Annotated in this window: 22 protein-coding genes and 6 pseudogenes; 15 read left to right on the top strand and 13 right to left on the bottom strand. The window is 69.4% G+C overall.

Translation table 11 applies throughout. The features are described from left to right. Positions 1 to 96: 96 nt before the first annotated feature. Together ABZ876_RS11850 and ABZ876_RS11855 are read left to right on the top strand one after the other, a co-directional pair. Positions 97 to 429, top strand: a complete 333-nt coding sequence (locus ABZ876_RS11850) for a hypothetical protein (protein WP_361779069.1) — start codon at positions 97 to 99, stop codon at positions 427 to 429. After that, entirely contained in the window at positions 411 to 1,019 is a 609-nt protein-coding gene (locus tag ABZ876_RS11855) for a helicase associated domain-containing protein (protein ID WP_361778185.1), read from the top strand. The genes ABZ876_RS11850 and ABZ876_RS11855 overlap by 19 nt, the downstream gene beginning before the upstream one ends. Before the next feature lie 122 nt (positions 1,020 to 1,141). On the opposite strand, the gene ABZ876_RS11860 is transcribed toward ABZ876_RS11855, so the two are convergent. After that, positions 1,142 to 1,630: a carboxymuconolactone decarboxylase family protein gene (locus ABZ876_RS11860; protein WP_361778188.1), complete on the bottom strand. Its 489-nt coding sequence runs from the start codon at positions 1,628 to 1,630 to the stop codon at positions 1,142 to 1,144. A 1,011-nt stretch (positions 1,631 to 2,641) separates the two neighbouring features. On the opposite strand from ABZ876_RS11860, the gene ABZ876_RS11865 reads away from it, so the two are divergent. Continuing rightward, positions 2,642 to 3,520: a metallophosphoesterase gene (locus ABZ876_RS11865; RefSeq protein ID WP_361778190.1), complete on the top strand. Its 879-nt coding sequence runs from the start codon at positions 2,642 to 2,644 to the stop codon at positions 3,518 to 3,520. A gap of 75 nt (positions 3,521 to 3,595) precedes the next feature. Beyond that, positions 3,596 to 3,928 (top strand): annotated as a pseudogene (locus tag ABZ876_RS11870) (helix-turn-helix domain-containing protein); the annotation flags it as partial. Here the strand turns inward: ABZ876_RS11870 and ABZ876_RS11875 are convergent. Continuing rightward, the gene (locus ABZ876_RS11875) at positions 3,927 to 4,355 is read right to left on the bottom strand and encodes a transposase (protein ID WP_361778193.1); all 429 of its coding nucleotides are present in this window, start codon (positions 4,353 to 4,355) and stop codon (positions 3,927 to 3,929) included. The pseudogene ABZ876_RS11870 and the gene ABZ876_RS11875 overlap by 2 nt on opposite strands. Next, positions 4,276 to 4,692: a hypothetical protein gene (locus ABZ876_RS11880; RefSeq protein ID WP_361779071.1), complete on the bottom strand. Its 417-nt coding sequence runs from the start codon at positions 4,690 to 4,692 to the stop codon at positions 4,276 to 4,278. The genes ABZ876_RS11875 and ABZ876_RS11880 overlap by 80 nt, the downstream gene beginning before the upstream one ends. 113 nt (positions 4,693 to 4,805) lie before the next feature. Here ABZ876_RS11880 and ABZ876_RS11885 point away from each other — a divergent pair. Together ABZ876_RS11885 and ABZ876_RS11890 are read left to right on the top strand one after the other, a co-directional pair. Then, positions 4,806 to 5,636, top strand: a pseudogene (locus ABZ876_RS11885) (IS5 family transposase). Between the two features lie 1,090 nt (positions 5,637 to 6,726). Next, complete coding sequence (locus ABZ876_RS11890; protein ID WP_361778196.1) at positions 6,727 to 7,380, top strand: hypothetical protein; 654 nt, start codon at positions 6,727 to 6,729, stop codon at positions 7,378 to 7,380. A 134-nt stretch (positions 7,381 to 7,514) separates the two neighbouring features. Here ABZ876_RS11890 and ABZ876_RS11895 read toward each other — a convergent pair whose 3' ends face one another. Next, complete coding sequence (locus ABZ876_RS11895; protein ID WP_361778199.1) at positions 7,515 to 8,432, bottom strand: hypothetical protein; 918 nt, start codon at positions 8,430 to 8,432, stop codon at positions 7,515 to 7,517. Here ABZ876_RS11895 and ABZ876_RS11900 point away from each other — a divergent pair. Continuing rightward, positions 8,340 to 8,820 (top strand): annotated as a pseudogene (locus ABZ876_RS11900) (Tn3 family transposase); the annotation flags it as partial. The gene ABZ876_RS11895 and the pseudogene ABZ876_RS11900 overlap by 93 nt on opposite strands. A gap of 92 nt (positions 8,821 to 8,912) precedes the next feature. On the opposite strand, the gene ABZ876_RS11905 reads toward ABZ876_RS11900, so the two are convergent. Next, the gene (locus ABZ876_RS11905; protein ID WP_361778202.1) at positions 8,913 to 9,308 is read right to left on the bottom strand and encodes a cupin domain-containing protein; all 396 of its coding nucleotides are present in this window, start codon (positions 9,306 to 9,308) and stop codon (positions 8,913 to 8,915) included. 52 nt (positions 9,309 to 9,360) lie between these two features. On the opposite strand from ABZ876_RS11905, the gene ABZ876_RS11910 reads away from it, so the two are divergent. Then, the gene (locus ABZ876_RS11910; protein ID WP_361778205.1) at positions 9,361 to 10,353 is read left to right on the top strand and encodes a helix-turn-helix domain-containing protein; all 993 of its coding nucleotides are present in this window, start codon (positions 9,361 to 9,363) and stop codon (positions 10,351 to 10,353) included. 40 nt (positions 10,354 to 10,393) lie between these two features. On the opposite strand, the pseudogene ABZ876_RS11915 reads toward ABZ876_RS11910, so the two are convergent. The 6 genes and pseudogenes from ABZ876_RS11915 to ABZ876_RS11940 all read right to left on the bottom strand — a co-directional run. Then, positions 10,394 to 10,698: pseudogene (locus ABZ876_RS11915) on the bottom strand (site-specific integrase); the annotation flags it as partial. A gap of 411 nt (positions 10,699 to 11,109) precedes the next feature. Further along, the gene (locus ABZ876_RS11920; RefSeq protein WP_361778208.1) at positions 11,110 to 12,447 is read right to left on the bottom strand and encodes an MFS transporter; all 1,338 of its coding nucleotides are present in this window, start codon (positions 12,445 to 12,447) and stop codon (positions 11,110 to 11,112) included. Continuing rightward, complete coding sequence (locus ABZ876_RS11925) at positions 12,444 to 13,109, bottom strand: helix-turn-helix domain-containing protein (RefSeq protein ID WP_361778211.1); 666 nt, start codon at positions 13,107 to 13,109, stop codon at positions 12,444 to 12,446. Before ABZ876_RS11925 ends, ABZ876_RS11920 begins: the two co-directional genes overlap by 4 nt. A 111-nt stretch (positions 13,110 to 13,220) precedes the next feature. Continuing rightward, positions 13,221 to 13,457 (bottom strand): hypothetical protein, encoded by a 237-nt coding sequence (locus tag ABZ876_RS11930; RefSeq protein ID WP_361779074.1) that lies wholly within the window; start codon positions 13,455 to 13,457, stop codon positions 13,221 to 13,223. Next, the gene (locus tag ABZ876_RS11935) at positions 13,454 to 13,753 is read right to left on the bottom strand and encodes a hypothetical protein (protein ID WP_361778214.1); all 300 of its coding nucleotides are present in this window, start codon (positions 13,751 to 13,753) and stop codon (positions 13,454 to 13,456) included. Before ABZ876_RS11935 ends, ABZ876_RS11930 begins: the two co-directional genes overlap by 4 nt. 574 nt (positions 13,754 to 14,327) lie before the next feature. Then, positions 14,328 to 14,783, bottom strand: coding sequence for a MarR family transcriptional regulator (locus tag ABZ876_RS11940; protein WP_361778217.1), 456 nt, complete (start codon positions 14,781 to 14,783; stop codon positions 14,328 to 14,330). 70 nt (positions 14,784 to 14,853) lie between these two features. Between ABZ876_RS11940 and ABZ876_RS11945 the strand changes: the two genes are divergently transcribed. The 3 genes and pseudogenes from ABZ876_RS11945 to ABZ876_RS11955 all read left to right on the top strand — a co-directional run. Continuing rightward, positions 14,854 to 15,429, top strand: coding sequence for an isochorismatase family protein (locus ABZ876_RS11945; RefSeq protein ID WP_361778220.1), 576 nt, complete (start codon positions 14,854 to 14,856; stop codon positions 15,427 to 15,429). Between the two features lie 68 nt (positions 15,430 to 15,497). Further along, positions 15,498 to 16,433 carry an MFS transporter gene (locus ABZ876_RS11950; protein WP_361778223.1) on the top strand — a complete coding sequence of 312 codons (936 nt, stop codon included), beginning with the start codon at positions 15,498 to 15,500 and terminating at the stop codon, positions 16,431 to 16,433. A gap of 207 nt (positions 16,434 to 16,640) precedes the next feature. Then, positions 16,641 to 17,744: pseudogene (locus ABZ876_RS11955) on the top strand (NAD-dependent DNA ligase LigA); the annotation flags it as partial. A 428-nt stretch (positions 17,745 to 18,172) separates the two neighbouring features. Here ABZ876_RS11955 and ABZ876_RS11960 read toward each other — a convergent pair. Then, positions 18,173 to 18,682: a GNAT family N-acetyltransferase gene (locus ABZ876_RS11960; RefSeq protein WP_361778225.1), complete on the bottom strand. Its 510-nt coding sequence runs from the start codon at positions 18,680 to 18,682 to the stop codon at positions 18,173 to 18,175. 564 nt (positions 18,683 to 19,246) lie between these two features. Here ABZ876_RS11960 and ABZ876_RS11965 point away from each other — a divergent pair. From ABZ876_RS11965 to ABZ876_RS11980, 4 genes and pseudogenes are all read left to right on the top strand, one after another. After that, positions 19,247 to 20,401: pseudogene (locus tag ABZ876_RS11965) on the top strand (DUF4158 domain-containing protein); the annotation flags it as partial. 161 nt (positions 20,402 to 20,562) lie between these two features. Continuing rightward, complete coding sequence (locus tag ABZ876_RS11970) at positions 20,563 to 21,102, top strand: 2Fe-2S iron-sulfur cluster-binding protein (protein ID WP_359553583.1); 540 nt, start codon at positions 20,563 to 20,565, stop codon at positions 21,100 to 21,102. Further along, positions 21,099 to 22,094 (top strand): xanthine dehydrogenase family protein subunit M, encoded by a 996-nt coding sequence (locus tag ABZ876_RS11975; RefSeq protein WP_361778228.1) that lies wholly within the window; start codon positions 21,099 to 21,101, stop codon positions 22,092 to 22,094. Before ABZ876_RS11970 ends, ABZ876_RS11975 begins: the two co-directional genes overlap by 4 nt. A gap of 34 nt (positions 22,095 to 22,128) precedes the next feature. Beyond that, entirely contained in the window at positions 22,129 to 24,447 is a 2,319-nt protein-coding gene (locus tag ABZ876_RS11980; RefSeq protein ID WP_361778231.1) for a xanthine dehydrogenase family protein molybdopterin-binding subunit, read from the top strand. 475 nt (positions 24,448 to 24,922) lie between these two features. On the opposite strand, the gene ABZ876_RS11985 is transcribed toward ABZ876_RS11980, so the two are convergent. Continuing rightward, the gene (locus tag ABZ876_RS11985) at positions 24,923 to 25,465 is read right to left on the bottom strand and encodes a DUF6262 family protein (RefSeq protein ID WP_361778234.1); all 543 of its coding nucleotides are present in this window, start codon (positions 25,463 to 25,465) and stop codon (positions 24,923 to 24,925) included. Between the last annotated feature and the right edge of the window lie 122 nt (positions 25,466 to 25,587).

Here is a 25,587-nt window from a genome sequence, read left to right on the forward strand (position 1 = left end):
TGCCGTCCTCGGCAGCCTCGGCGGTGCCGTGGCCGCCTCCCATTCCTCAGACACGCCCAGAACCACACCTCCGCCTCGAGCAGCCGGCCCCCGACCGTGGACAGTGCACCCCCCGCTGCGCCCCGGCACTCCCCCAGCCGCACCGGCACCCCCGCGGCATCTTCCTCCGCCATACCGCTCGCGTCGCCGACCGCGCAGCGTGCGATCGCTCCCTCCCCCGCCTACACCCGCAGCGACAGCGCCCAGCCCACCGTCGACGAATGGGTCGCCGCCCGTGTGCCCGCGACCCCAGCGGAGAAAGCCGCCGCCCAGCGACTCGTCAACGACACAGCCTCATTCTTCAAAGGACAGCAGTACATGGAGCGCATAGGCAAGGGCGTGGTCCACTGCGCGGATGAGCTTGTTGGTCGATGTGTTCACCGCACCTGACCCCGAAGAAGTGCCAGCGAGTCGGCACATGGGACGGCCTTGGGAAAGACCCGGAGTGGGCCGCCACGCGCGCGCAGCAGCTGGCCGCGATCGATGAGGACTGGAACTGCCTCTGGCCGCTGGACTGGCAGCGCCACTACCGCATCCTCGCCGACCTCGCCGCCGACGAACCCCACGGCCACCTGCCCGACATCGCCCCCGGCGTGCTGATGGACGGCGACGACCTCGGACGATGGATCCAGAGGCAGGCCAATGCCTGGTCGGAGCTGTCCGAGGAGCAGCAGCGGCGACTGCCCGCGCTGGGCATGACACCCGCCGAGCGGCCCACCCCAGCCTCGTCGAAGGGCGCCGCGAACGCAGCCGGAAGGCCGTCGGCAGCCTTCCATCGCGGCCTGGCGGCCCTCGCCCAGTACATTGCCCGCGAAGGCCACCACCGTGTGCCAAGAACCCACACAGAAGAGATCGCCGTGGAGGGCCACAACCACGGGCACCGGCTGGGGATCTGGTACAGCAACCTCCGCAGCCGCCGCGACAAGCTCACCGAGCCCCAACGGGCAGCGCTCACCGAGCTGGGCGTGGACTGGGCGTAGCCCCATGCGGCCGTGGTGGGTGCAGTTCAAGGTGCGATTTCCGCTGCAACGGCACCCACCCACCTGGCCAGGACTGTGAACGCTGCGGGTGGTTCCAGCAGGTGCGTGACGAACGGATCAGGTCAGTCCCACTGCTCGTTGGCGAGAGAGCTGACCGGCTGCGGCTTGCCGATGACGGCCAGGGCGATGAAGAAGCTGATCTGGCCGATCGCGATGGTGAGGGTGGCCAGCGCCTTTTCGTCGTAATGCTTCGCCACCTCGGCATACAGTGCGTCGGGAACGCGCTCCTTACCGTGCGGAGCCGGCTGGAGGGTGGCCTCCACCAAGGCGAGGGCGGCACGTTCCGCGTCGCTGAAGTAGGGGGCGTCCTGCCAGGAGGAGACTGCGGTGATGCGCTCCTCGGACACCCCGGCCTTGCGCAGGAAGCCCGTATTCAGGACCGTCAGGTAGGTATTGCCCACGATCTGCCCGGCACGCAGGTGGACGAGGCTCATCGTGGTGCGCGGCACCGACCGGTTGCCCGTGGCTTTGAACAGAGCAGCGCTGATGTCGTTCAACTCCGGTACGAACTCCGACGGGTTCGGCATACGGGAGATCGAGGTATTCGCCATGACTGCACTCCTTCGCATCGGCCTGGTCGGCGACTTCACTGCACTGACGGAACAGCGCACCAAGATGTGACAGGCATCCGGAAATTCTTCTCGGCCGGCGCGCTGCGAACCTGGTGACGACGCTGGTGGCTGGGGGTGTCGCAGCGCACCGTGCAGCGGTGGGTGACGAAGGATCCCGCAGCGCGGCGCCCGCCAGGTCCACCGCAGGCCCGGGCTCTCGAGGAAGCGGTCCTGGCTCGGTGGCAGCCCCGGATACGGGCCGGACGGCGTATCCAGGCCGAAGCGGAAGGCTTCGTCTTGCACACCAGGGCGCGGTTCGGGGTTCGTCGCGCCAGCGGGGTCCTGGGACGATCCACGGGTGCGGTGGATCACCCAGTACCTGCCGGGACAGGTCGCCCGCGCGGTGTTCGCCCGTTCCCGCAGCCCAGGAGGGTCGCGGAGGTCGGGCTGCATGCCCGCGAGGAGGCGCTCCACCGCCGAGCGCACGTTGAGCCGGAGTCCGTGCACCGCCCGGAGGTACACGCCTGCGTGGGCAGCACAGCGGGCGGCGGCCGCGAGCACGCCCTCCAGAGGCCGGGGTGGCACGCTCAAACAGGTTCGGGCAACCGGCCGGTCATCGGGTTGAATCCGTACCGGTGGGCGCAGAGACCTGCGCGGTGATCATGGAGCTGTCCCCCCCGCAATCTGACCTGGGACGAGGTGGATCCCGCCCGTCATCCTTTCGACAGCGAGTCGGCGGCGCGGGTGGTCAGATCGCTCGGGCCGGCCCAGCGGGTGCCCCGACGTACCGCCGGGTGACCGGGCCACCCTGCACGAGTGGAGCTGGGACAAGGCCAGACCCTGGCCCGACGCCATGGCATACGCCCTGGCGCGGCCTTCAGGCGCGGCAGGTCCTGGGTGCTGCCGTGCTCGTGCGGGGGTCGATGCGGCGCTGGAGCTGGTGCCGTGTCAGGCAACGTTTGCCTCGGATGAAGGGTGATCTCCCGACGGACTCCCCGTTAGGTTGACGAGATGAAGATTCTTCATCTGTCCGATACGCACCTCGACCGTGCAGGAGGCCCGGACGCCGACGGTGCCGATGGCACCGCGGCACTGCGGCGCCTGCTCGCCGACCTGGTCCACCTGAGCGACCTTGATGCTGTCATCGTTACGGGAGACGTCGCGGACGACGGATCCAGTGAGGGGTACTCGCGAGCTCGTGAACTCCTTGGCGGCTACGCGAAGGAGCGGGGCGCACCGGTGTTCTACGCGACCGGGAACCACGACGAGCGGGCGGCGTTCACCGAGGTGCTCGGCTGCGGCCACACCCGCCCCGACGCGGTCTGCGACGGGCCCGACGGCGAGCGGGCCGCGGCGAGCACGATCGACGGCTGGCGCGTGGTCACCCTCGACTCGCTCGTGCCGGGCAAGGGGTACGGCCAGATCAGCCGTGCCCAGCTTGACTGGTTGCGCGAGGTACTGGCCGCGCCTGCGCCGCGTGGAACGATCTTGGGCTTCCATCACCCGCCGATTGCGCTGGAGGTCGAGGTGCAGCGGGCGCTGAGGCTGCAGAATGCCGACGAGTTGGCCGCGGTGATCCGCGGGACCGATGTGCAGCTCATCCTCTGCGGCCACTTTCACCTTCAGATCTTGGGGCATCTGGAGCAGGCGACGGTCTGGGTCACGCCCGGGGTGGTCAGCCGCATCGACCTGACCGCCCGGCCCGGCACCGAGCGCGCCGTGCACGGCCCTTCGGCCTCCCTGGTCCAGCTCGGCACGGCGAACGGACCGCTCATCCACACCCTTCATGCCCGTGACCCCCGCCTGGGCGAGACGGTCTACGAAGCCGATGAGGAGGAGATGCGGCAGGTCATCGAGGACCTCGGCCCCCACCGGGTGAGTCCGAAGTGAATGTAAGCGGCGCCAGGCGGATGTGACGTGCGGTGGGTGCAGGGGTGGGCGGCGCGCATCGGCCATGCTGGCCTGGTGGCTGAACCGGTGCGCGTGCGCGAGATTGACGATGAGGAGGGCCGGAGCCTGCTGCGGATCATCCGCCGCGGCACCGGCTCGGTGGTGACCTGGCGGCGGGCCCAGATGGTGCTGCTCTCAGCCCAGAGGATGCCGGTGGCGAAGATCGCCGAGGTGTCGTTCACCAGCACGGACCGGGTCCGCGACGTGATCCACAACTTCAACACCGACGGCTTCGCCTCGCTCTACCTGAAGTACAAGGGTGGCCGGCCGAAGACCTTTACCCTGCCCGAGCGCCGCGAGATCAAGAAGATGGCCAAGTCCAGGCCCACCGAGCACGGCCTGCCGTTTAAATAAGGATGGCGGCCAGGTGCAGTGCGGCCTGGTAGGCGACAGCAAGCTTGTCCGTCCGCATTGCAAGGCCCCGCCACTGCTCGATCCGAGCAATGCACCGCTCGACGGCATTGCGCTCTTTGTAGGTCTGACCGTCGAAGCCGGGCGGGCGGCCTCCGGCGCGGCCTCGCCGCAGACGGTGGCCGATCTGGTCGGCGGGCTGCGGGATAACGGCACGGATGCCGCGTCGACGGAGGCGCCCACGGGTCGAGCGGGAAGAGTAAGGGCGATCCGCAAGGACGACCGCAGGGCGGGTACGGCCGGGCCGGCTTCGACCTTCTTCGGCGGCAGATCCTCCTCGCGGCCTACCGGCGGTATCCCGGGGGCGACAGGGACTCCGGCGCATAAACCTGGTGGTGGCCGCATGGGAACTGAACCGTGGCATATCCCCACTCGCTGACCCCAATCACCTGCCCGACCGTGTGGTCGGCCGGGCAAGGCGTCCAGCCTTCGGGGTCGTCGGGATCCGTGACCTCGCCGGGGTGCCCATATACCGAGTCAGGCGCGACTGTGTCACCGAGGGTCCACGGGCACTCCTTGAGGAGGGAGGACCGGTCGGCTGCCCTCAGCTCCTCCGACCGGTATGAACCTCCGCCTCCGAGGGGGAAGTCCACCAGCACGTCCCCGTCGGCCGTAACCATCACCACGACGCCGACGGGGTCGTCTTCCTGCTCCGGGTCGTCGAGAGGGGTGACGATGTCACCCTCGCGCCACCGACTCATTGGACTCCTCGGAGGGCGGTATGTAAGTGCATAGGCGATTTGCCGTCACCTGAACGTGTGGCAGCACGGTATCCCGGCCGGTCGGCGGGCTCGGGCGTGCTGGGCTGAGCACCGTGAGCGAGCGCAAGCCCTACAAGACCGACCTGTCCGACGAGCAGTCGGCGCTTGTCGAGCCGGTGATCGCCGCATGGAAGGCCGCACACCGCTCGGTCAGCGGTCACCAGGGCCGGTACGAGATGCGGGAGATCGTCAACGCGCTCCTCTACCAGGGCCGCACCGGCTGCCAGTGGGACCTGCTTCCGCACGACCCGCCGCCGCGCGGTGCGGTGATGTACTACTTCACCAAGTGGCGCGATGACGGCACCGACCGGATCATCCACGACCTGCTGCGCTGACAGGTGCGGGAGAAGGCGCGGCGGAAGGCGGACCCGAGTCTGGTGGTGCTCGACACCCAGAGCGTGCACGCGGCGGCTGGGGTGCCTGCACAGTCGACGGGGGTGTGATGCGGCAAAAAAGTACCGGGCCGCAAGCGCGGCCTGGCCGTTGACGTGCTGGGCCCGGTGATCGCGGTGGTGGTGCTCGCCGCGTCGGTGCACGACAACGCCGCAGGCATCGCGCTGCTGGACAAGGTCGCCGCCGACACCGACACCGTTCAGAAAGCCCTGGTCGACCAGGGTTTCAAGAACACCGTCGTCGCGCACGGCCAGAAGGTGGGCATCGAGGTGGAGATCGTCGAGCGCAACCCGGCGCAGACCGGGTTCGTGCCCATCCCCAAGCGGTGGATCGTGGAGCGCGCCTACGGGATCTTGATGCTGCACCGCAGGCTGGTGCGCGACTACGAGCACCTGCCGCGCAGTTCCGAGTCGCGGGTGTACTGGGCGATGACCGCGGTGATACTGCGCCGGCTGACCGGGGCCACCGCTGCGGCCCGGCGCAGCACATGACCGGCGGGGAGCTGACTCTCGGGGCGGTACTGGCGCGGCTGGAAGAGCAGGAAAGGGGAGCTCGCCGTGCAGGCCGAGGCGACGAGGGAGCAGATCGCGCAGCTGACCGCACGGCTGGACGAACTCGGCCGGGCCGCCGAGGAGGTCCCAATCACCCGCAAGACACTGCTGGCGCTGCCCGATCCGCAGCCGCCCGGGCCGCCGGCGCCGAAGCTGCCGGACCATCCGGCCTACCAGCAGATCATGACGGGGTTCGCCGCAGCCGACATGCCGCTACGAGCGCGGCAGGTGTGCGAGGCGATGGACCTGGAGATCGCACCCGACAACATCAACAACACCCGCCTGAAACTCAAGCGGCTCGCCGAGCGCGGGATCCTGGTCGAGACCGAGCAGGGCTTGTTCACCCAGCCGCGGCCGGAACCGCCAGGCGACGTCACGGCCGGTCCGCACACTCCTCCCGAAAGCCCGAGACGGACATCAAGTCACGTACCACCCTCTCAGACCGGCCCATTTGAGGGTGCGGCTGCTCGATGCGGCGGTCCTGGATTAGGCTCCCGGTCGCTGCGCACGCCGTCGTGCCGCGCACTGGGCACTGCGCCCCGCCCAACTGCTCGTGCCGCCCACCGCACCGCATGCTCTGCGGCTGACCGCGCTCGCGCTCGACGCACACACCCTCACCCAGGTCCACCACAGCACCGACATGGACGTCCCCGCCCGCCTGTGCGGACACTCCCCTCCCCAGACCGCGGAACTGCTGGACCGACTGACGGGCAGCCGCACCCTGACCGCCTGGCAGCACACCCAAGACACCGACGAAGTCCTGTGGCAACTCCCCCACCAACCAGCTCCAAGTCATCCCGCCGCAGGCGCCATCAGCGTCACTCATTGTGATCGTGAACGCCCAGGTTGAGAAAGAGACCTCACTCAAGAGGAACAACAGACTCCACCTATCCGTACTATCTCTACGCCGGGCCACGCGCAGCAGTCATCTCCACTGCCGCTCGAATCCCAGCCCGAGAACACAGGCGCTCGGGCGCGTGCGTCACAGGTTCTGCACGCCCGGTCAGGAAACCGAGAGAAAGGTCGGCCCATGTCCGAAACCACGACTGTTGGCACTGAACTGGCATCGCAGTACGCCGCACAGGTGACCAGCGACCTCGAACGCAATGCCAAGGAGCAGGAACGGATCAGTGCGGAGATCACCGCGCTGCAGGAGCAGCTGACCGCGCTGCAGCATGACCACTCCGTGCTGATCCAGGTGCAACAGGTCCTTGGCTTTGCGCCGGCGCCCGTTCAGCCTGCAGCCAGTCCGGACGGCGCCGCGGCACCTGCTCCGCGCAAGAAGGCCTCTGCCGAGTCCGGAGTCCGCAAGCGGACGCGAGTGAAGAAGGCGGCCGACACGCAGGGCGTCACGACCAGCAAGAAGTCGGCGGCCAAGAAGCCCACGGACAAGGCCGCAGCCGCGAAGGCGGCCCAGCCCACGCTGGTCGAACTCGTCCGTGGTCACCTCACCGAGCAGAGCGAGCCACGCTCCGCGGCCGAAGTCGCCACCGCACTCGACAAGGCCCATCCCGAGCGCGGCATCAAGACCACCGTCGTGCGCACCACCCTCGAAGGACTCGTGGCCAAGAACCAGGCCAAGCGGACCAAGCAAGGCGCCTCCGTCTTCTACACCGCCCCCAACCCCGCCGAGCAGAGGAGCACACCGGTCAAGGACGCGGCACACTCCGGGCAGGCCGAGTAAGCCGCCGGGCAGCATGCTGCCGCTGCGTGGCCGGTGTGCGCACTGGCTGCGCAATCCCGGGTTGACGCGCGGTTTGCGCAGCTGTTGGCGCTGAGTGGATCGCGGGTGCGCAGTGACGGGCAGGGCGCGGCTCCTCACTGCTGTTGCTGCACGTGGTGGCGGGTCAGTGCCTGCCAGCGCCGCTCGAAGTCGACGGCCTGCTCGGCAATGTAGTCGGCGGTCAGGGGCGTGTTGTGCTGCGCGGTGATCCCGTGGGATGCGCACTCCTGCGCAATGGCGTCGAGCGACGGGGTTTCGTTGCGCACCCGCTGTTCCGCCCAGAAGTTGTAGACACGGAACGGCAAGAGGTAACGACGCAGGGTGGACGGGCTGACCGGCTTTCCGCCGCGGCCGGTCATACCCTTCTCGCTTGCGAGGTAGGTCGAGAGCCGCTCGGCCTTGGGTTCCTCGCCGTGCTCGCTCTGGTACTCGATCCAGGCGAGGTAGCAGCGGTCGACGGTGGTGAGCGCGGCGGGCTCCCCCGTCGCGTCGTCCTCACCCGGCTGGTCCTCGATGGCGGCGCTCACCCCGGGACTGCGCGTCTCCTTGGCTGGGTGCGCGCCCGCGGCGGCCGGAGCCTCCTCACGCTCCTCCTCGTGCGGGAGGGGCTCGTCAGAGGGCACCTGTGCGGCGGGCTCGGTGGCTTCCTCGTCGGCGGGCGGCTTGCTCTCGTCGAACTCGCGCTGCTGGAAGGTGGAGGCGAAGTACTCCAGCTCTGCGCCGGTGATGGGCTGGCCGTTGCCGCCGGTGATCCGGTTCCGCTCGTAGACGTACGTGGCGAGGGCGGCGGCATCGGGGGAAGCCCCGTGCTCCTGCGCGTACGCGCACCAGGCGTTGCAGAAGTAGTCACCCCATCCATCGTCCGCGTCGTTCGGGGCTTGGGGGTCGGTCCTGGTGTCGGCTGAAGGCGTGTGACGCTGCTTGAGGAGCCGCAGGTCGTCCCGGTGCCGTCGGTGTACGCCCGGCCGAACTTGAAGTACTTCGGGCGCCGGGGCGGCGCCACCTCTCAACATGACAACGACCAAGCGGCGGTTTTGGGCGGGAAGGTGGAGGCTGGCACCCCACGAGACTCGCTGTACGCGCTGGACGTCCTCTATGACCGCGACGGCGGCAAGCGCCCCGAGTTGATCGTCTCGATCCACTCCGGCGCCGTGCCCGCGTAAACCAGATCGGCGTCCTGGGCCTGGTCCTCAACGCCTCGTGCTGTTCAACACGTGGTACATGGACGCTGCGGTGAATCAGCTGCGCGCGGACGGATTCGATGTCGGCGACGAGGACGTGGCCCGCCTCCCCCCGTTCGTCCGGCTCCGCATCAACATGCTCGGCCGGTACTCCTTCCAGCTCCCCGACCTGCCCGGCGGAATGCGGCCCCTGCGCGATGCGGACACCGCCGAGGATTGAGTCCCGCGCCGCTTTGGCCGGGCAGTCGGTGCACGGAACTGCCCAGTGACGGGCTGATGCCATTGGATGGGGCATGCCCGAAGCCTGTCGGCTCAGGCGTTGAGTGCATGTCCGGTCGTTGAGTCCACGTGGCCCGGGATCTCGTCTTGGCGATCGCCTACGGTCAGTGTCCCGGTGGGCTCCAACATAAGGATTGCGGCGCCGGAGGGAGCGTACGGCTTGTGTTCCGTGCCTCGGGGGACCGTGAAGACCGCCCCCTGCGGGAGCAGGACCGTGCGCTCGCCATCGGGCTCGCGCAAAGAGATGTGCAGCTCTCCATCGAGCACCAGGAAGAACTCGTCGGTGTCGTCGTGGACGTGCCAGACGTGTTCCCCCTCGACCTTGGCGATGCGGACGTCATAGTCGTTGACGCGCGTGACGATGCGGGGGCTCCACAGGGCATCGAAGGAGGCCAGAGCCTTGCTGAGCAGGATGGGTTCGTTACTCATGGGCTCATCCTGAGCCGTTCCGCACGGGCGGTGTGAGTGCTAGGAATTGCATATGGCGAAAGAATCCTCGCACGCAGTTCAGGCGGTGGGCTTACACCGGGTCGTCGTGATCGTGGACGAAAACTCGAACCCCTTCGAGCTTGGCTGCGCAACCGAGGTCTTCGGTCTACGCAGACCGGAGATCGGTCGTGATCTCTACGACTTCAGGCTCTGCTCCCCCGAGCCCCGCACCCTGATGCGAGACGGGTTCTTCACGCTCACGGGAGTCGCCGATTTGCAAGCGGCCGACGCAGCGGACACCTTGATCGTCCCCAACCGCCCGGACATCGAGGTGCCCCGCCGCCCCGCCGTGCTCGATGCCGTGCGACGGGCGCACGCACGCGGTACGCGCCTGATCGGCTTCTGCAGCGGCGCCTTCACACTGGCCGAGGCCGGAGTCCTCGACGGCCGACGGGCCACCGCGCACTGGCAGTGGGCGGATTCCTTCCGGGCCCGCTTCCCCTCTGTCCACCTCGAATCAGACGTGCTGTTCGTGGACGACGGCGACATCCTCACCGCTGCGGGGAGCGCAGCTGCACTCGATCTTGGGCTGCATGTGCTGCGCCGCGACTACGGCGCGGAGGTCGCCAATTCTGTGAGCCGGCGGCTGGTCTTCGCCGCGCACCGGGACGGCGGGCAGCGGCAGTTTGTGGAGCGCCCCATGCCCGACCTGCCGGACGAGTCCCTGGCGCCTGTCTTGGCCTGGGCCCAAGAGCGATTGGACTCACCGCTCACGGTCTCTGACCTTGCGGCACGTGCGGCGGTCAGTGCGGCGACGCTGCATCGCCGCTTCCGGGCACAGCTGGGAACGACACCGTTGACGTGGCTCACGGGGGAACGACTCGCCTTGGCATGCCGGTTGATCGAGCGAGGTGAGTACCGCTTTGAGGTGGTCGCGCGGCGCAGCGGGCTTGGCACCGCTGCCAATTTGCGCACGCTGATGCGCCGCGCGACCGGCATCACTCCGTCGGCATACAAGGAGCGGTTCGGGCCAGAGATGAACTGACGGCGGGGCGTCCCCCTCCCACGCAGCGCAGGAATGTGTCTCATCGTCGACTGTCGCCTGGGGCAAGGGGCTGGTGAGCTCGGCGATGGCCTCCGGGGACGGCTTGAAGTAGCGGCGGACGTTCTCCGGCTTCTTGTGCCGGGACTTCGCCATCAGCATCAACAGAGACGCGGCCTGCTCGCCGAGATGGGTCAGGGAGGAGTGCCGGTACTCGTGCAGATCCCGGCCCGTCCCGGGCCCGCACACGGCCGTGTGCTCGTCAAGCAGGGCACGGGCCTGACCGTATGACAGCGGAGCGAACCCGGTGTCGGGGCAGACGTCACGCGGGCTGACGACCTTGCCCGGGGCCGGGCTTTCGCGCGGACCAGGTCTTCTTCCGTCCGCGCCCCACGCCGCACGACGGGACTGAACCGGCTCGCTTACTCCTCCCCCCGGCCGCGGTGCGCAGTGCTTCTGCAGCCCCGCTGCCGCCCACCGGATCGACGGCAGCGGATCGTCATGCAGATGGCGCGGAGCGGGCAGCACCGCCCGCACCACGGCCCGGTTCTCCGCGCTGTCGCAACCGGCGATGACCGCGATGAGCAACAGGGTGGCACGAGCCTGGTTGTCGGGATCGGTCATCAGCTCCGCCAGGAACGCACCGTGGGTGCCGCCGCGGTCAGCCCCCGAGCTCTTGGAGACCAGCAGCCGGCAGCCCAGGACTGAAGGAGCGGAGGGAGTGGACGGCCAGACGGTTCTTCTCCCTCCCATGAGCCGTCATGGTGAGACCTGCGCGCTGTTCTGTGAAGCGTCTTCCTCAGCGTGCCGCTTCAGGACGCCTCGCCCACCCGGACGGTCCATCTCGCGCCATTCCGGCCGCAGTCCAGTCAGGTTCGTGGTGAGGAAGTACGCACTCCCGCAGGCGAGCAGCACCGGCACAAGTCCGACAGAGGCCACCGCGGAGCCGGCGATCAGTCCACCGAGAGGGATACCGGCCCAGGCCAACGAGTCACCGAGCGCGTTGACCCGGCCCAGCATCCGGCGCGGCACCCGTTCGAAGAGGACGGCCCCCAGCACCGGGTTGAGGAAGCCCGATCCGAATCCACTGATGGCGAAGACGGCCAGCACCGCCCACAACGGGGCATCCGAGGCGAGGATCAGGAATCTCGGTGCCCCGGCCAACAGGAACCCCGTGAAGAACACCATCCGGCGCCGCAGCCTGTGTGCGGCCACCGCAGCGATCAGGCTGCCACCGACCGCCGCGGCTCCCATCACGCTGCCCGTCAGGCCGATCGCAGTCGGCCCGTTGCCGGACACTCTGGCCCAGACGGGCATGAGTACCGTGGCGAACGCTGCGTCCAGCAGGTTGGTGATCCCCACCATGACGATGACGGTGAGCAGCAACGGCTCGCCGCGCAGGAAGGTGAAGCCCTCGCCGAACCGCCGCCAGTAGCCCGGCCCCGTCTCCCCGGCTTGCGATGAGGCTTCTTCTACTGCGTGCCCCATGCCGCGAGGCAGCGCCAGTGCGATGACCAGCGATCCGAGAGCAAAGCAGCCTGCGTTGACGACGAGCCCCGTCAGGGGGCCCAACAGCGCCACCAGGGAGCCGCCGGCCGCCGGGCCAACGGTGCCGGCGAGCCGCTCGATCACGCCGGATAGCCCGGTTGCCCGTTCCAGTGGTACCCCGCCAAGCTCAGCGGCTTCCGGGACCATGACCTCCTTGGCCAGGTCGCCGGGGCCGCGGACGGCGCCGATCATCGCGACCAAGGCCAGCAGGAGGGGGAAGGGCAGGAGGTGCAGGGCGTGGAACAGGGGAACCGCAGCGGCGGCGGTTGCGCTGGCCAGGTCCGTGGTCCAGGACACGGACCGCGGGCCGATCCGGTCCACCAGCGGCCCGGTGAACGCCTTGACCACCACGTAGGGAGCCATCTCGCAGAAGGCAACCAGGCCGGTCTGGGTGGCGCTGCCCGTCGTGACGAGAACGAACCAGGGCAGTGCCACGGCCGAGATCCGCGTGCCGGTCAGCGACACGGCCATGGCCGCCAGCACCCCGCCCAGCGGACGTAAGGATCGCTTACCAGGTATGCCGTCAGCGTCCGGGACCTTCTCCGTCACGACGTCTCCGTTCCTGTCGCTTCCTGAGGACCGGAAGGAATGGCTGACGGGGAGGGCGCATCCAGCTCGGGCAGGAGGTGCGTAACCACGGCGACCCGCTCGGCCCCCTCGGGGGCACTCGCCGCCTCCTCCGGCGTATCACTGCGGTACCGGGCGATGACGGCCCTCAACTCCTGACGCAACGCGAGGGCCTCTTCGGGCGTGAGCCGCAGGGCCCAGTCACTCATGTCGAAGGTGTCCCGCCAGGCACGGGGCATCGTCTGCAGCTCGTTCAGCATCCGCTGAGTGCGCAGGGTGTAGGCGGCGGCGACGGACTGCAGGTAGGCCAGCGCGGCCTCGGGCTCTCGATCAGCCAGGTCCCGGTCGTTGAACTCCGTCATCCGATGCACCGAACGCCACCAGCGCTCCCGTGCGTTGCCGCGTTCCGCGTCCTCCTCCACGAAGCCGGCAGCGCCGAGTTGGCGCAGGTGGTAGCTGGCCGTGCCGGAGTTGACGCCCAGCCGTTCCGCGAGGCGGGTGGCCGTGGACGGGCCGTACTTCCGCAGCAGCCCGACCAACTGCACACGCACCGGGTGCGCCAGGGCGCGCAGCCCTTTGGCATCCAGAACAACCGCGTCCGCGTCGACGTGCGGGCCATCCGGTCCCGCGCCCATGTCAGTCATGTCGGGCACTCTAGACCGCAAAGGACTCTTCGCAAAGGGTTCTTCGCGAAGAACCCTTTGCAGATTGGGCCCTAGAGGTGGCCCCAGTCCCTCGCCTTCGGCCGTCAGTCCCTACTCGATGCCGGCTTCGCTTAGCAGCTGGTTGACCTTCCACTGCCACAGGACGCGCGCCGGGCCGTTGTGAAACTCCGAAGGGTGCCACACGCACATGTTCCAGTCGCGGAGGCCGCGCATGCGGGGGCGGCCGACCAGGCCGTGAAACACCCCCATCACGCCACGGAACGTGTCGTCACGGACGCTTGACAACGCGGCAACGAACAGCGGTGATGGGATCCCAAGCGGCTTCAAGGGGGCTCTGTGGATCTCGGCGCAGTGATCACCGCTGTGGCCGGCGTGGCTGGAACACTGGGGGGATCGCTTCTTACCCACGAGCCGCCGAACGGGCAAAACGTCGCGAGCTCGAGCTGGTCCGCGGCCAAGAAGCGATCCGCGAGAACCTGCTCCTCCGACGCACCTGCTATGTGGAACTCAACCGCGATGCACGCCAGTTCACCCCAGGGCTCGACCACCATCTGCATGTCATGCGGGAAGGTGGTGTCGAGGAAACCGACAGGGATGCACTCGATGAAGCCAAGAGAGCTCATCGTGATCGTTACTCCGCAGCACAGATGATCGCCCCTGACGAGGTACTCGCACGTGCGAGCGTGGTCAATCAAGCCCTGAACAAGGTCTATGGCCAGGTGAACGCCTTGAGCGAGGAGCACCCGAGCCAGGGAAGACGATGGCCACTGCGGCCCAGGATCAAGCACAGATTGGGACATGCTCCGCGCGATGAGGACCACAATGCGTCGCAACCTCGGTGCGTCACCCACAGAGTGACGACGCACCGACGACCCTTGTCACATAGATCGCCGAGCATCGAAACAAACCGGAGCGACAAGCCGACACGCGGCGGGAGAAGGGGGTGTCTGACCGCGGTAGGGGCCCGACCGCAGTGGTGTGCGGTCAGCCGCGGAGAAGGTAAGCGGTCACACGGGAGCGGGCATTGGCCGGGCTCGACCCGAGGGCCGTGCCGATCGTCTCCGGCGACACCGTCTCGTCCTCGACCGCATAACCTGAACGAGGCCGTTACTGACCTTCGCCGGGTGATGTCGCGGGTCGGCATCGTTCGCGCTCAACTGCGGGAACGAGCGTCCGCGGCGGCCCATCACACGGAGATCATTGGTGCTCGGTGGCCTCCGTCGGCAGGCCCTGGCGAGCGGCCAGCCGGTCAAGCAGACCGGTGAGGTGTGCGGTTTCCCTGGCGGTCAGTCCCGCAGTCAATTCGGCGTCGGCGGAGTGTGCCAGCTCTCCGCAGGCCATGAGTAGTTCCCGGCCGTGCTCGGTGAGCGTCAGCACCTGCCGCCGGCGGTCGGCCAAATCCCTGACCCGCAGAATCGCATCCAGCTTCTCGAGGTGGTCGGCCAACGCCACGACCAAACTCGGCGCCACTCCCATCACCCCGGCGATCTCGAGCTGCGACGAGGCCCTCCGGGTGTCCAGCACCACCAGCAAGCCGACGTGCTTCGGCTTGAGCCCGAGGGGCTCGATACGGGCCGCGAAGAGATCGGCCGCCATCGCCCCGAGTACGCCGAGACGGAAAACAACGCTGGAGTTCACCTTGCTCTGAGCCACAAAGACAATGCTACATTAGGCGAACCATTCAGATATTGAATGATTCTGCTAGTGACCGAAGGGGCTCGTCATGCTTGACCCTGCCACTGTCCAACTGCACTTCGCTGACCTCCAGGAAGGCATCATCGAGCTCAGCGGCACGACTCCGCCCGCCACGATCAGGCAATCCATCGGCTTCCTGACCCACCTGGCCCAACTCCTGGACACCCCGGTCACCGTCTCCGCGGCGCCACGCCCCGGCGGCACCGCGGTCATCAAGGAGGCTTCCCTCCCCACAGAGCCCGTCTTCGTCCGCAGCGGACCGTGCGCCTGGGACGATGCGGCCACCCGTCAGGCCATCACCGCGCAGCGACGAAAGAACCTTGCCATCTGCGGCGTGACCAGCGAGATCGTCGTACTGCACACGGCACTCGACGCCATCGCGGCAGGCTTTGAGGTCTCCGTGCTCCTCGACGCCTGCGGTGGACTGTCGCCGCGCACCGAGCAGGCCGCCTTCCGCCAGATCGAGGCGGCCGGAGGCCGCATCACCAGCGTCGTCAGCTTCGCCACCGACCTGGTGCGCAACTTCACCACCCCGATGGGCCGAGAGGTCATCGTGGCCTTGCACGATTTGATCCAGCAGCCCACGTACGAGCCCGCACGGTAAGCCACCAGCACATCGTCACAGCCTCACAGGATTCCTGTCCGGCTGCCGGTGATCCTCCGCCTGCCGCGGTGCGACTGCTGGCCTCGCTGGTCGTGTCCAGTCTGGTCGTGGCCCTGGCAACCTCCTACTGGATGCTCCTCGTGGCGCGGCTGCTGACGGCACTCGCCCAGGCACTGTTCTGGGCCGTGATGGGGCCGGTCGCGGTGGGCCCGTTCGCGCCCGAGGTTCGCGGTCGTGTGGTCGGGGCGCTGTCCGTCGCCGGTTCGCTCGCCCTCGTGCTCGGTGTTCCCGCCGGGACCTGGCTGGGCCAGCAGAGTGACTGGCAGGTGCCCGTCGCCATGCTGGCGGGTCTGGGACTCATATCTCTCGTGACGATCGCCGCTCTGCTGCCGACCTCACGTCCGGAGGAAGAACGCGCCGCCTACGGAACCAGACCAGACCCCCGCCGGTTCGGGACGGTGCTGGCAGCCGGGACCCTGTCCGCCACTGGGGCCTTCACGCGATACACCTGCATCGTGAAGCTCCTGGGCGACGTGAGCGGGTTCTCCCCGAGCACGGTCAGCGCCCTGTTCGTGGCTTTCGGCGTTGCGTGTCTGGCCGGGGTGAGCATCACCAGGGTGTTTCTGGAGCGCTTCCCGCAGGCCGCGCTGGCCACTGCCGTTGCCACGCAGGCGGTGGGCCTGCTCGGTCTGTACGCGGCCGGCACCCATCCAGTGGCGGCAGTGCTGTTCCCCGTGCTGATGGGTAGTGCGCTCGGGCCAGTGTTCATGACGAGCCAGAACGCGATGCTGCACTGCGCACCGGGCCGCACGGACATCGCCCTCGCGGCGAACTGCGGTTCATACAACGCCGGTATCGCGGCGGGCGCCGCGCTCGGGGGACTGATCCTGCCGCTCGCCGACGTACGAGGCACCTTCCTCGCCGGCGGGCTGCTGACCGTCGGGGCCTGCGTGGTGCTACTCGGCGGGCGGCTCCTGCGCTGCGGACCGGAGCCCGCCGAGTAGCACCGCCGCCAGCGGGTGGCGGCCGGTGACTTCCTCATCCAGTGAGAAAACGACACGAAGACGGGACTGCTTCACCGACACGAGCGCGGAATTGAGCCGTGAAAACGCAGGTCACCGAACCGCCCCGGGACACGGCTCACCGAAACCCACAGCACCGCTTCGGCCGCTCACGGGCGGCATCGGGCAATGTCAGTGGTGGCAGGCAGGATGACGGGCATGACAACACCTGCAGCTGTGATCGCGGATGCCGCCGCTTACGCGCAGGCGGTCGAGGACGCGGTGAAGGCGTCGGCCGCCTACTACGCGGGTGGGACGTCGGCCTTGGACGATGACGCCTACGACCGGCTGGTACGAGGTATCGCCGCGTGGGAGGCCGAACATCCTGATCAGGTGCTGCCCGGCTCTCCGACGGGAAAGGTCGCCGACGGCGCCGTGGAGGGCGATGTCCCGCACACGGTGGCGATGCTGAGCCTGGACAACGTGTTCTCGCCGGAGGAGTTCACCGCCTGGACCGCCTCCCTGGCCCGGCGCATCGGCCACGAGGTCGAGCGGTTCAGCGTCGAGTCGAAGCTGGACGGGCTCGCGGTCGCCGCCCGTTACGCCGGCGGCCGCCTGAGACAGCTGATCACACGCGGGGAGGTGACGGCCGGGGAGGATGTCTCGCACGCGATTGGCACCATCGAGGGCCTGCCGGACGAACTCGCCGAGCCGGTCACCGTGGAAGTCCGGGGCGAAGTCCTGATGACGACCGCTCAGTTCGAGCACGCCAACGAGGTGCGCACCGCGCACGGCGGGCGGCCGTTCGCCAACCCGCGAGGCGCCGCCGCGGGCACCCTGCGCGCCAGGGAGCGTGCCTACACCGTGCCGATGACGTTCTTCGGCTACGGCCTGCTGCCCCTGTCCAATACCGAGACGGCGCTCGCCGCGCGGCTGGGCGAACTCGCGCACAGCGACCTCATGGTTCAGGCCGCCGCGTACGGGATCAACACCACCGCCACCACCGCGGTGCCCGGCACCACCGCCGACACCGTCGAGCAGGTTCTGGCCCGCGTGCAGGAGATCGCCACCCTGCGGGCCGAGCTGCCGTTCGGGATCGACGGGATCGTCATCAAGGCCGACCTGGCCGCCGACCAGCAGACGGCAGGATCGGGTTCGCGCGCCCCGCGCTGGGCGATCGCCTACAAGCTGCCGGCCGTCGAGAAGATCACCCGGCTGCTCGAGGTGGAGTGGAACGTCGGCCGCACCGGCATCATCGCCCCGCGCGCCATCCTGGAACCGGTCGAGATCGACGGCGCCACCATCACCTACGCCGCCCTGCTTCCGTAGGGGAGAGTCGGCTCTGCGAGACTCGTCAACTCTCAAGAAGTGCAGCTCAGATGCCTTATGTTGCTGACGGTATCGCGTGCAACAAGTGTGGTGCAAGTGAGCCTTTTCCAACGTGCCGGAGTGACGCGGCAGTTGGGCTGACAGCGCGGTGAAAGCTCTGGTGGACGGGGCCTTCGACCAAGAAGAACGGAACTTGTGGCTTGGCCTGAGGGGTGAGGACGGCTGGGCCGAGCAGCCCTGACTCCGGCCTCGGTACTGGTGGGCTCGCGTATTCAACTGTCGCCAGCTCTCGGGGGAAGCAAGGGCGATGCCGACGGTGTGTAGCCGCAAAAGGCTCGGTGGGCCCAATGTCTTGCCCAGGCCGGCGTGGGCCGTGCCGCCGAGTGTGCTCGGCGGCTTCCCTGCTTTGTTGCTCAGTCGTGAGTCAGCGAGGGGGTGTTGAACGCGATCCAGACGTCAGGAGGCAAGTCGGGCCGACCTGGTATCGATCTATGTTCCTCTGTCCATGCGTCGTCGGCGATCTCCGTGGCGACGCGACGCCAGAAGTGCACAGCGGAGATGTTGGCATCCTGAAACGCGACTTCCCACGAGCCTGGGTGCCTGGCCGCGATCTCCTGAACAGCGTGCAGCCCGATCCCTGTCCGCCGTGCGCCGCGCACCACGAAAAAGCTGTTCAGCACGCGCGTCGGGGCGCTCAAACTGCGGACGAAAGCGAACCCAGCAGGGCTGTCACCACTTGTGAGGAGGTATGGCGCCCAGTCGGGCTCAGAGAAGGCCATGTGGAGCCGGTCGCTGCGGAAGGTTCCGTCCGCGTTGGGCAGCAGACCGTCGAACTCCGACATGTCATGGCGGAACATCAGCCACAGCCGCTCCACTATGGGGCGGTCGGCAATGCCTGCGAGGCGAATGGATACGTCTGGCACGAGACTCCTTTGCAGAGGTGGTCAACCGGCGAGCGCCGCATACGCGGATCGGCAGCGCCAGGTCTCGGGAGGACATCCGTATGATCAGCGCTGGGCCCCGGATGAGCGGGACCTGGGGCATGAAAAAAGCCTCCCCGGCGTATGCTGTATCCGCGCCAGGAAGGCTCACTGCTGACGGGCACTCTAGCAGGTGAATGCGCGGGCCTGCCGTTCACTTGCCCACGGGCGCAGGTCTGGGCGTGTGCAGTGTCACCGTGAGTGGTCGCCTCGGGCGTAACGGCTCCATGTCCCGCCGGTGTCCTTGAGGAGTCGGGTGGTGGTCTTGTCGTGGTAGCCGAGGGCGTCCGCGACGACGGGGGCGGGCAGTTCGAGGAGTTGCTGGCGGATGGCGGCACCGCGGGCGGCGGCGGCCGGGACCCCGACCTCGTTCAGGAGCGCGGACAGGTGGTCGGGACGGAACGGCTGACCCGCCCGGTGGCCGGGGAAGAGCCAACCGGATGCCGGGTTGGTGGCAGTGTTGAAAGATCGCTTGGGGGATGCGGCTCCGGGGCTACCTTCCGCCGCGTGCCGGTGGAATTTCTGACTGATGAGCAGGGCGAGGCGTACGGGCGGTTCGTGGAGGAGCCGACCCGCCCGGAGCTGGAGCGGTTCTTCTACCTCGACGATGTCGATCGGAAGCTGATCGGGAAGCGGCGAGGGGATCACAACCGTCTCGGCTTCGCGCTCCAGATGTGCACCGTCCGCTGTCTCGGGCTGTTCCTGGAGGACCCGCTGGACGTGCCGTGGTCGGTGGTCGAGTACCTGGCGGAGCACCTGGGCGTGGAGGACGCCCCGTGTGTGAAGCGGTATACCGAGCGGCAGATGACGGCGTACGAGCACGCGTGGGAGATCCGGGACGCCTACGGCTACCACCAGTTCGAGGACCACGAGTGGGGGCGGAAGTTCCGCGCGTTCCTGCACGGTAGGGCGTGGACGCACGCCGAGGGGCCGGTGGCGCTGTTCAACCAGGCGGTGGGCTGGCTGCGCCGCAACCGGGTACTGCTGCCCGGCGTTTCGGTGCTGGCCCGACAGGTGGCGGAGGTGCGCGGGACGGCGGAGAAGCGGCTGTACGCCACGGTGGCGGGGGCCGCGCGCCGCGCGGATGCCTCCTTGCCCGGCGACCTGGTGGCGTTGCTGGACGTTCCGGAAGGCCGTCGGATTTCGGAGCTGGAGCGGCTGCGCCGGCCTCCGACGCGGACGACGGGCACGGGCATGGCGAAGGCCCTGGAACGGGTCGATGAGATCTCCTCCTTCCACCTGGGTCGGGTGAAGGTCGACAAGGTCCCGCCGAACCGGCTGGCGGCGCTGGCCCGTACGGGGCTGGGGTCGAAGGCGCCGAACCTGGAGCGCACCCCGGAGCCAAAGCGCACCGCGCCGCTGGCGTCGGTGGTCCGGCATCTGGAGGCGTCCGCGATCGATGACGCGCTGGAGCTGTTCGCGCTGCTGATGCAGGTGAAGCTGATCAGCGTGGCGAAGCGGGCCACGGACAAGGACTGGCTGGCGGCGAAGCCGCGGCTGGCGAAGGCGTCCCGTACGGTCACGGCGGTCTACCGGCTGTGGAGCGAGCAGCTGAACCTCGTCACCGAGCACGGCGCCGACCTGGACGCGGCGGCGATGTGGCGGGCGCTGGAGACGGAGATCGGGCCGAGGGACGAGGTCGAGTCCGCCGCGTCGCTGCTGGACGATGACCGAGCCCTTCCCGCCCCCGTCGCCGGACCGGCCGACCGGCCCGGCGACGGGGGCCGCGGGGTGCCCTGGAGTGGACGGGACGTGTGAGGCGTCGCAGCCTGGATACGCGGTGCGCACGGATACCACGACCCGTCCGGAAGACCCTCCCTGCCATGACCAGCGAAAAACCGCTCGACCCGCACTCGGAGATCACCCTCCGGGTCAACGGCAAACCCCATACCCTGCTCGTCGACCACCGGCGGGTCCTGCTGGACCTGCTCCGCGAGGACCTGGGCCTCACCGGGTCCAAGAAGGGCTGCGACCACGGCCAGTGCGGCGCCTGCACCGTCCTGGTGGACGGGCGCCGCGTCAACGGCTGTCTGCTGCTCGCCGTCACCCTCGACGGCAGCGAGGTCACCACCATCGAGGGCCTCGGCGGCGACGGCGAGGAACCGCACCCCCTCCAGCGGGCCTTCCTGGAACGCGACGCCTTCCAGTGCGGCTACTGCACACCCGGGCAGATCTGCTCCGCCGTGGGCATGATCGCCGAGGCCGCTGCCGGTCACCCGTCCCACGTCACCGACCCGGCGGAGCCCTCCGGCCGGCCCGTGCCGCTGGACGGGACCGAGATCCGCGAGCGGCTCAGCGGCAACCTGTGCCGGTGCGGCGCCTATCCGCGCATCGTCGAGGCGGTGGAGGACGTGATCGGGTGAAAGGCTTCGGATACCTCAGGCCCACCGGCGTCGAGGAGGCCGTCGAGGCCTACGCGGCCCACCCTGGCGCCCACTACCTCGCCGGCGGCACCAACCTCGTCGACCTCATGAAACTCGGCGTGGAGACCCCTGGCGTCCTCATCGACGTCGGCCGGCTGCCGCTGGACTCGGTCGAGGAACTGCCGGACGGCGCGCTGCGCGTAGGCGCCACCGTCCGCAACAGCGATCTCGCCGCCCACCCGCTGGTCCGCGACCGCTACCCGGTGCTGTCCCAGGCGCTCCTCGCGGGCGCCTCCGGACAGCTCCGCAACGCCGCCACGACCGGCGGCAACCTGCTCCAGCGCACCCGCTGCCCCTACTTCCAGGACCTCGACAAACCCTGCAACAAGCGGCAGCCGGGCAGCGGCTGTGGTGCCCGCGACGGCGTGCACCGCGACCACGCCGTGCTGGGTCACTCCCCGCACTGCATCGCCACCCACCCCTCCGACATGGCCGTCGCCCTGGCGGCCCTCGACGCCCGGGTCGAGCTGTACGGCGCCGAGGGCAAGCGCAGCATCCCGGTGGCCGACTTCCACCGGCTGCCCGGGGCCCGTCCGGAGCGGGACACCGAGATCCGCCCGGGTGAGCTGATCACCGGCGTCCTGCTGCCGGCCGCCCGGGCCGGTGTGCCCTCCGCCTACCGCAAGGCCCGCGACCGTGCCTCGTACGCCTTCGCCCTGGCCTCCGTGGCCGTCGTCCTGCGGGTCGCGGACGGCGTCGTGGACCAGGTGGGGCTCGCCTTCGGCGGCCTCGCCCACCGGCCCTGGCGAGCCCACCACGCGGAGACGGCGCTGCTGGGCGCGGCGGCGACCCCCGAGGCCTTCGAGGGCGCCGTGGCCCTGGAACTGGACCGCGCCGAGCCGTTGCGCGACAACGCCTACAAGGTGCCCCTCGCCCGCAACCTCGCCCTGGACGTCCTGAACCGCCTCGCCCCCGCACCCGCGACGGCCTGACCTCTTCCGGACCCGGCCGACCCCAGGAGAACCGATGGCGAACGACCCACTGGAGCACGGCGGCCCGCTGCCCGGGACCGATCTGCCGCACGACGATCCGATGGCGGCCACCGGACCGGCCCGGGACGATCCGCGGGCCGGCGCCGCTCTGCCGCACGACGACCTCGTCACCCGCGCCGCCTCCGCCGCCTCGGGTGAGTCCGGCGAGGGCCGGCAGCCCCGTACCGGCGCCCTGGAGCAGGACCCCCACCCCACCCCGCGCACCGGCACCGCCCTCGGGGCGCCCGCCGGGCGGCGGGAAGGGCGGGAGAAGGTCACCGGTAACGCCCGTTACGCCGCCGAGTACCCGGTGCCCGGCCGCGTCCACGCCTGGCCCGTGCCGGCGGCCGTGGCCCGGGGCCGGGTCACCGGCGTGGACACCTCGGCCGCGCTCGCGCTGCCCGGCGTCCTCGCCGTGCTGACCCCCGGCGACGCCCCACGCCTCGGCGAGACGGACGACGCCACCCTCGCCGTCCTGCAGAACCGCCACGTGCCGCACCGGGGCTGGTGCGTCGCCCTGGCTGTCGCCGAGACCCTGGAGGCGGCCCGCGCCGCCGCCCGGGCCGTCCGCGTCGGCTACGCCACCGAGCACCACGACGTCGTACTCCGCCCCGACCACCCGGACGCCTACGAGCCCGAAGGGGGCGCTCAGCCGGGCCGCCTCGAACACGGCGACCCGCACGGCGCCTTCGCCGCCGCCGACGTCCGCCTGGACACCGAGTACCGGGTGCCGCCCCTGCACAACCACCCCATGGAACCGCACGCGAGCACCGCGCACTGGGACGGCGACCGGCTGACCGTGTACACCTCCAGCCAGGGCAGCACGACCGTCCAGTCCGTGCTCGCCGGTCTCTTCGACCTGCCCGAGGAGCACGTCACCGTGGTGGCCGAGCACGTCGGCGGCGGCTTCGGCTGCAAGGGCACCCCGCGCCCCGACGTCGTCCTCGCCGCCATGGCCGCACGGCACACCGGCCGGCCGGTCACGGTGGCCTACCCCCGCCGGTACATGCCCACCGTCGTCGGCCACCGGGCCCCCACCCTGCACCGGCTGCGCCTCGGCGCCACCGCCGACGGACACCTCACCGCGGTGCTGCACGAGGTCACCACGCACACCTCGCACGTCAGGGAGTACGTGGAGCAGGCCGCGGTGCCGTCCCGCGTCATGTACACCGCCCAGCACCTGCTCAGCTCCCACCGGGTGGTGCCGCTGGACGTCCCCAGCCCGTCCTGGATGCGCGCGCCCGGCGAGGCCCCCGGCATGTACGCCCTGGAGTCGGCGGTCGACGAACTCGCCGGGGCCCTCGGCGTGGACCCCGTCGAGCTGCGGATCCGCAACGAGCCGGAGAGGGAACCCGGCAGCGGCAAGCCGTTCAGCAGCCGGCACCTCGCCGAGTGCCTACGCGAGGGCGCCCGCCGCTTCGGCTGGGACCGGCGCGACCCGCGCCCGCGCTCCCGGACCGAGGGCCCACTGCTCATCGGCACCGGAGTGGCCGCGGCGACCTACCCGGTCCTGATCCGGCCGTCGACCGCGACCGCCCAGGCCCTGCCCGACGGCACCTTCCTCATCAGGGTGAACGCGGCCGACATCGGCACCGGCGCGCGCACCGTCCTCGCCCAGGTCGCCGCCGACGCCCTCGGCGCGCCCCTGGACCGGGTGCGCACCGAGGTGGGCCGCAGCGACCTGCCCCCGGCGTCGCTGGCCGGCGACTCCTCCGGCACCGCCTCATGGGGCTGGGCCGTGCACGAGGCGTGCGCCGCCCTGGCGGCCCGGCTCGCCGAGCACCCGGGTCCGCTGCCCGCCGAGGGTCTCCTGGTCCGTTCCGACACCGCCGGCCGGGCGGACGCCGACTCCCCGTACGCCCGGCACGCCTTCGGCGCCCACTTCGCCGAGGTCGCCGTCGACACCGTCACCGGCGAGGTACGGGCCCGCAGGATGCTCGGCGTCTTCGCCGCCGGGCGGATCCTCAACGCCCGCACCGCGCGCTCCCAGTTCGTCGGCGGCATGATCATGGGCCTGGGCATGGCCCTGACCGAGGGCAGCACCATGGACGCCCCGTTCGGCGACTTCACCGAGGCCGACCTCGCCTCCTACCACGTGCCCGCCCACGCCGACGTCCCCGGCATCGAGGCCGACTGGATCGAGGAGGACGACCCGCACCTCAACCCCATGGGCAGCAAGGGCATCGGCGAGATCGGCATCGTCGGGACCGCCGCCGCCCTCGGCAACGCCGTCCACCACGCCACCGGCATCCGGTTCCGCGAACTCCCCCTCACCCCGGACCGCGTCCTCACCGGCCTGCTGGCCGAACGGTGACGACCGCGAGGAGGGACACCGGAAGGGGAACCGCCCGAGTGCCGGGACTGCTGTGGGAGTACGTGGGCTACGACCCCGCCGAGGAACGCCTGCGGGAGTCTGTGCACCCTGGGCAACGGCTACTTGGGTGCGGCTCTTGCTCGCCCACGCGTTCCTCGCGGTGATGGCCGTGCAGGAACGTGAAAAAGGGGTGCCGAGGCCGACACACCCGACCTCGTGGACCTCACACCAGCCGAAATCCGTCGTCTGCTGGCAACTCAACCCCGCCACCGTCCTGCACGCCGTGACCACGTGCTGAACTGGTCACGATGGCGCCGCCGTCATCAGGCACGTGCCCGGCGCTGTCATTACATGCGGCGCGGACACACGTTGGTGGGACGACCTGTCCAAGACCGTCCCGCGCATGCCCAACCCCCGCTACACTCCCCACCGCCAGGCCGTTGACCAGAAGAAATACAGAAGTCCGGCTGGAGTATCAGCCAGGCTGGTTGAGGGCCCTGGTCAGCTCGCGATTTGCCGCTCGCGAGGCCTCCAGGTCCTCCAGTACTTCCTCGAGCTTGAGCTTGAGGTCGCCCTTCTCTTGTTCAAGCTGGACGACTCTCTTCTGGATCTGTTCGATGCCGTCGGGGGCACCCAGACCGGAATCCCTCCAGGTCTGCTCGCCCATCAACTCCGACAGACGTTGTTCCAGGAGAGTAGTCCGGCCCGTCAGTCGCGTATTGCGCTCATGCGCAGCGGCCAAGTCGGCCATCAACGAGGCCCGCGAGACCGCCGCTCCCATCGCGGCGCCTCCGGCTGGCGTCTGCTCGACCGCATGGATCTGCGTCAGGAGGTCGCGATGGCGGTAAAGGAATGTGCGGTCCACACCCGCTCGCCGGGCCACTGCAGTCACCGACACTTCCTCACCAGAGGCCTGGAGATCGAAAATCGCCTGGCCAACCCGAGCGCGACGGCGCTCGGTGTCGGCCTGGCGGCCAAGGACCATCGCTTCCGTGCGACGGGAGCCGGGCTTGCTCATCGGTCAGGGCCTCTCCGGTCGAACGTCTGGCACCGGCTGGCCGACGCGGGGCATACCGAGCATGACGGCCCGACTCTTGCGGATGGTCACCATCGCCTCCTGTGCTTGGTCCTGCTCGTCCA

The sequence above is a fragment of the Streptomyces sp. NPDC046931 genome, from assembly GCF_040644655.1.
GTDB lineage: Bacteria > Actinomycetota > Actinomycetes > Streptomycetales > Streptomycetaceae > Streptomyces.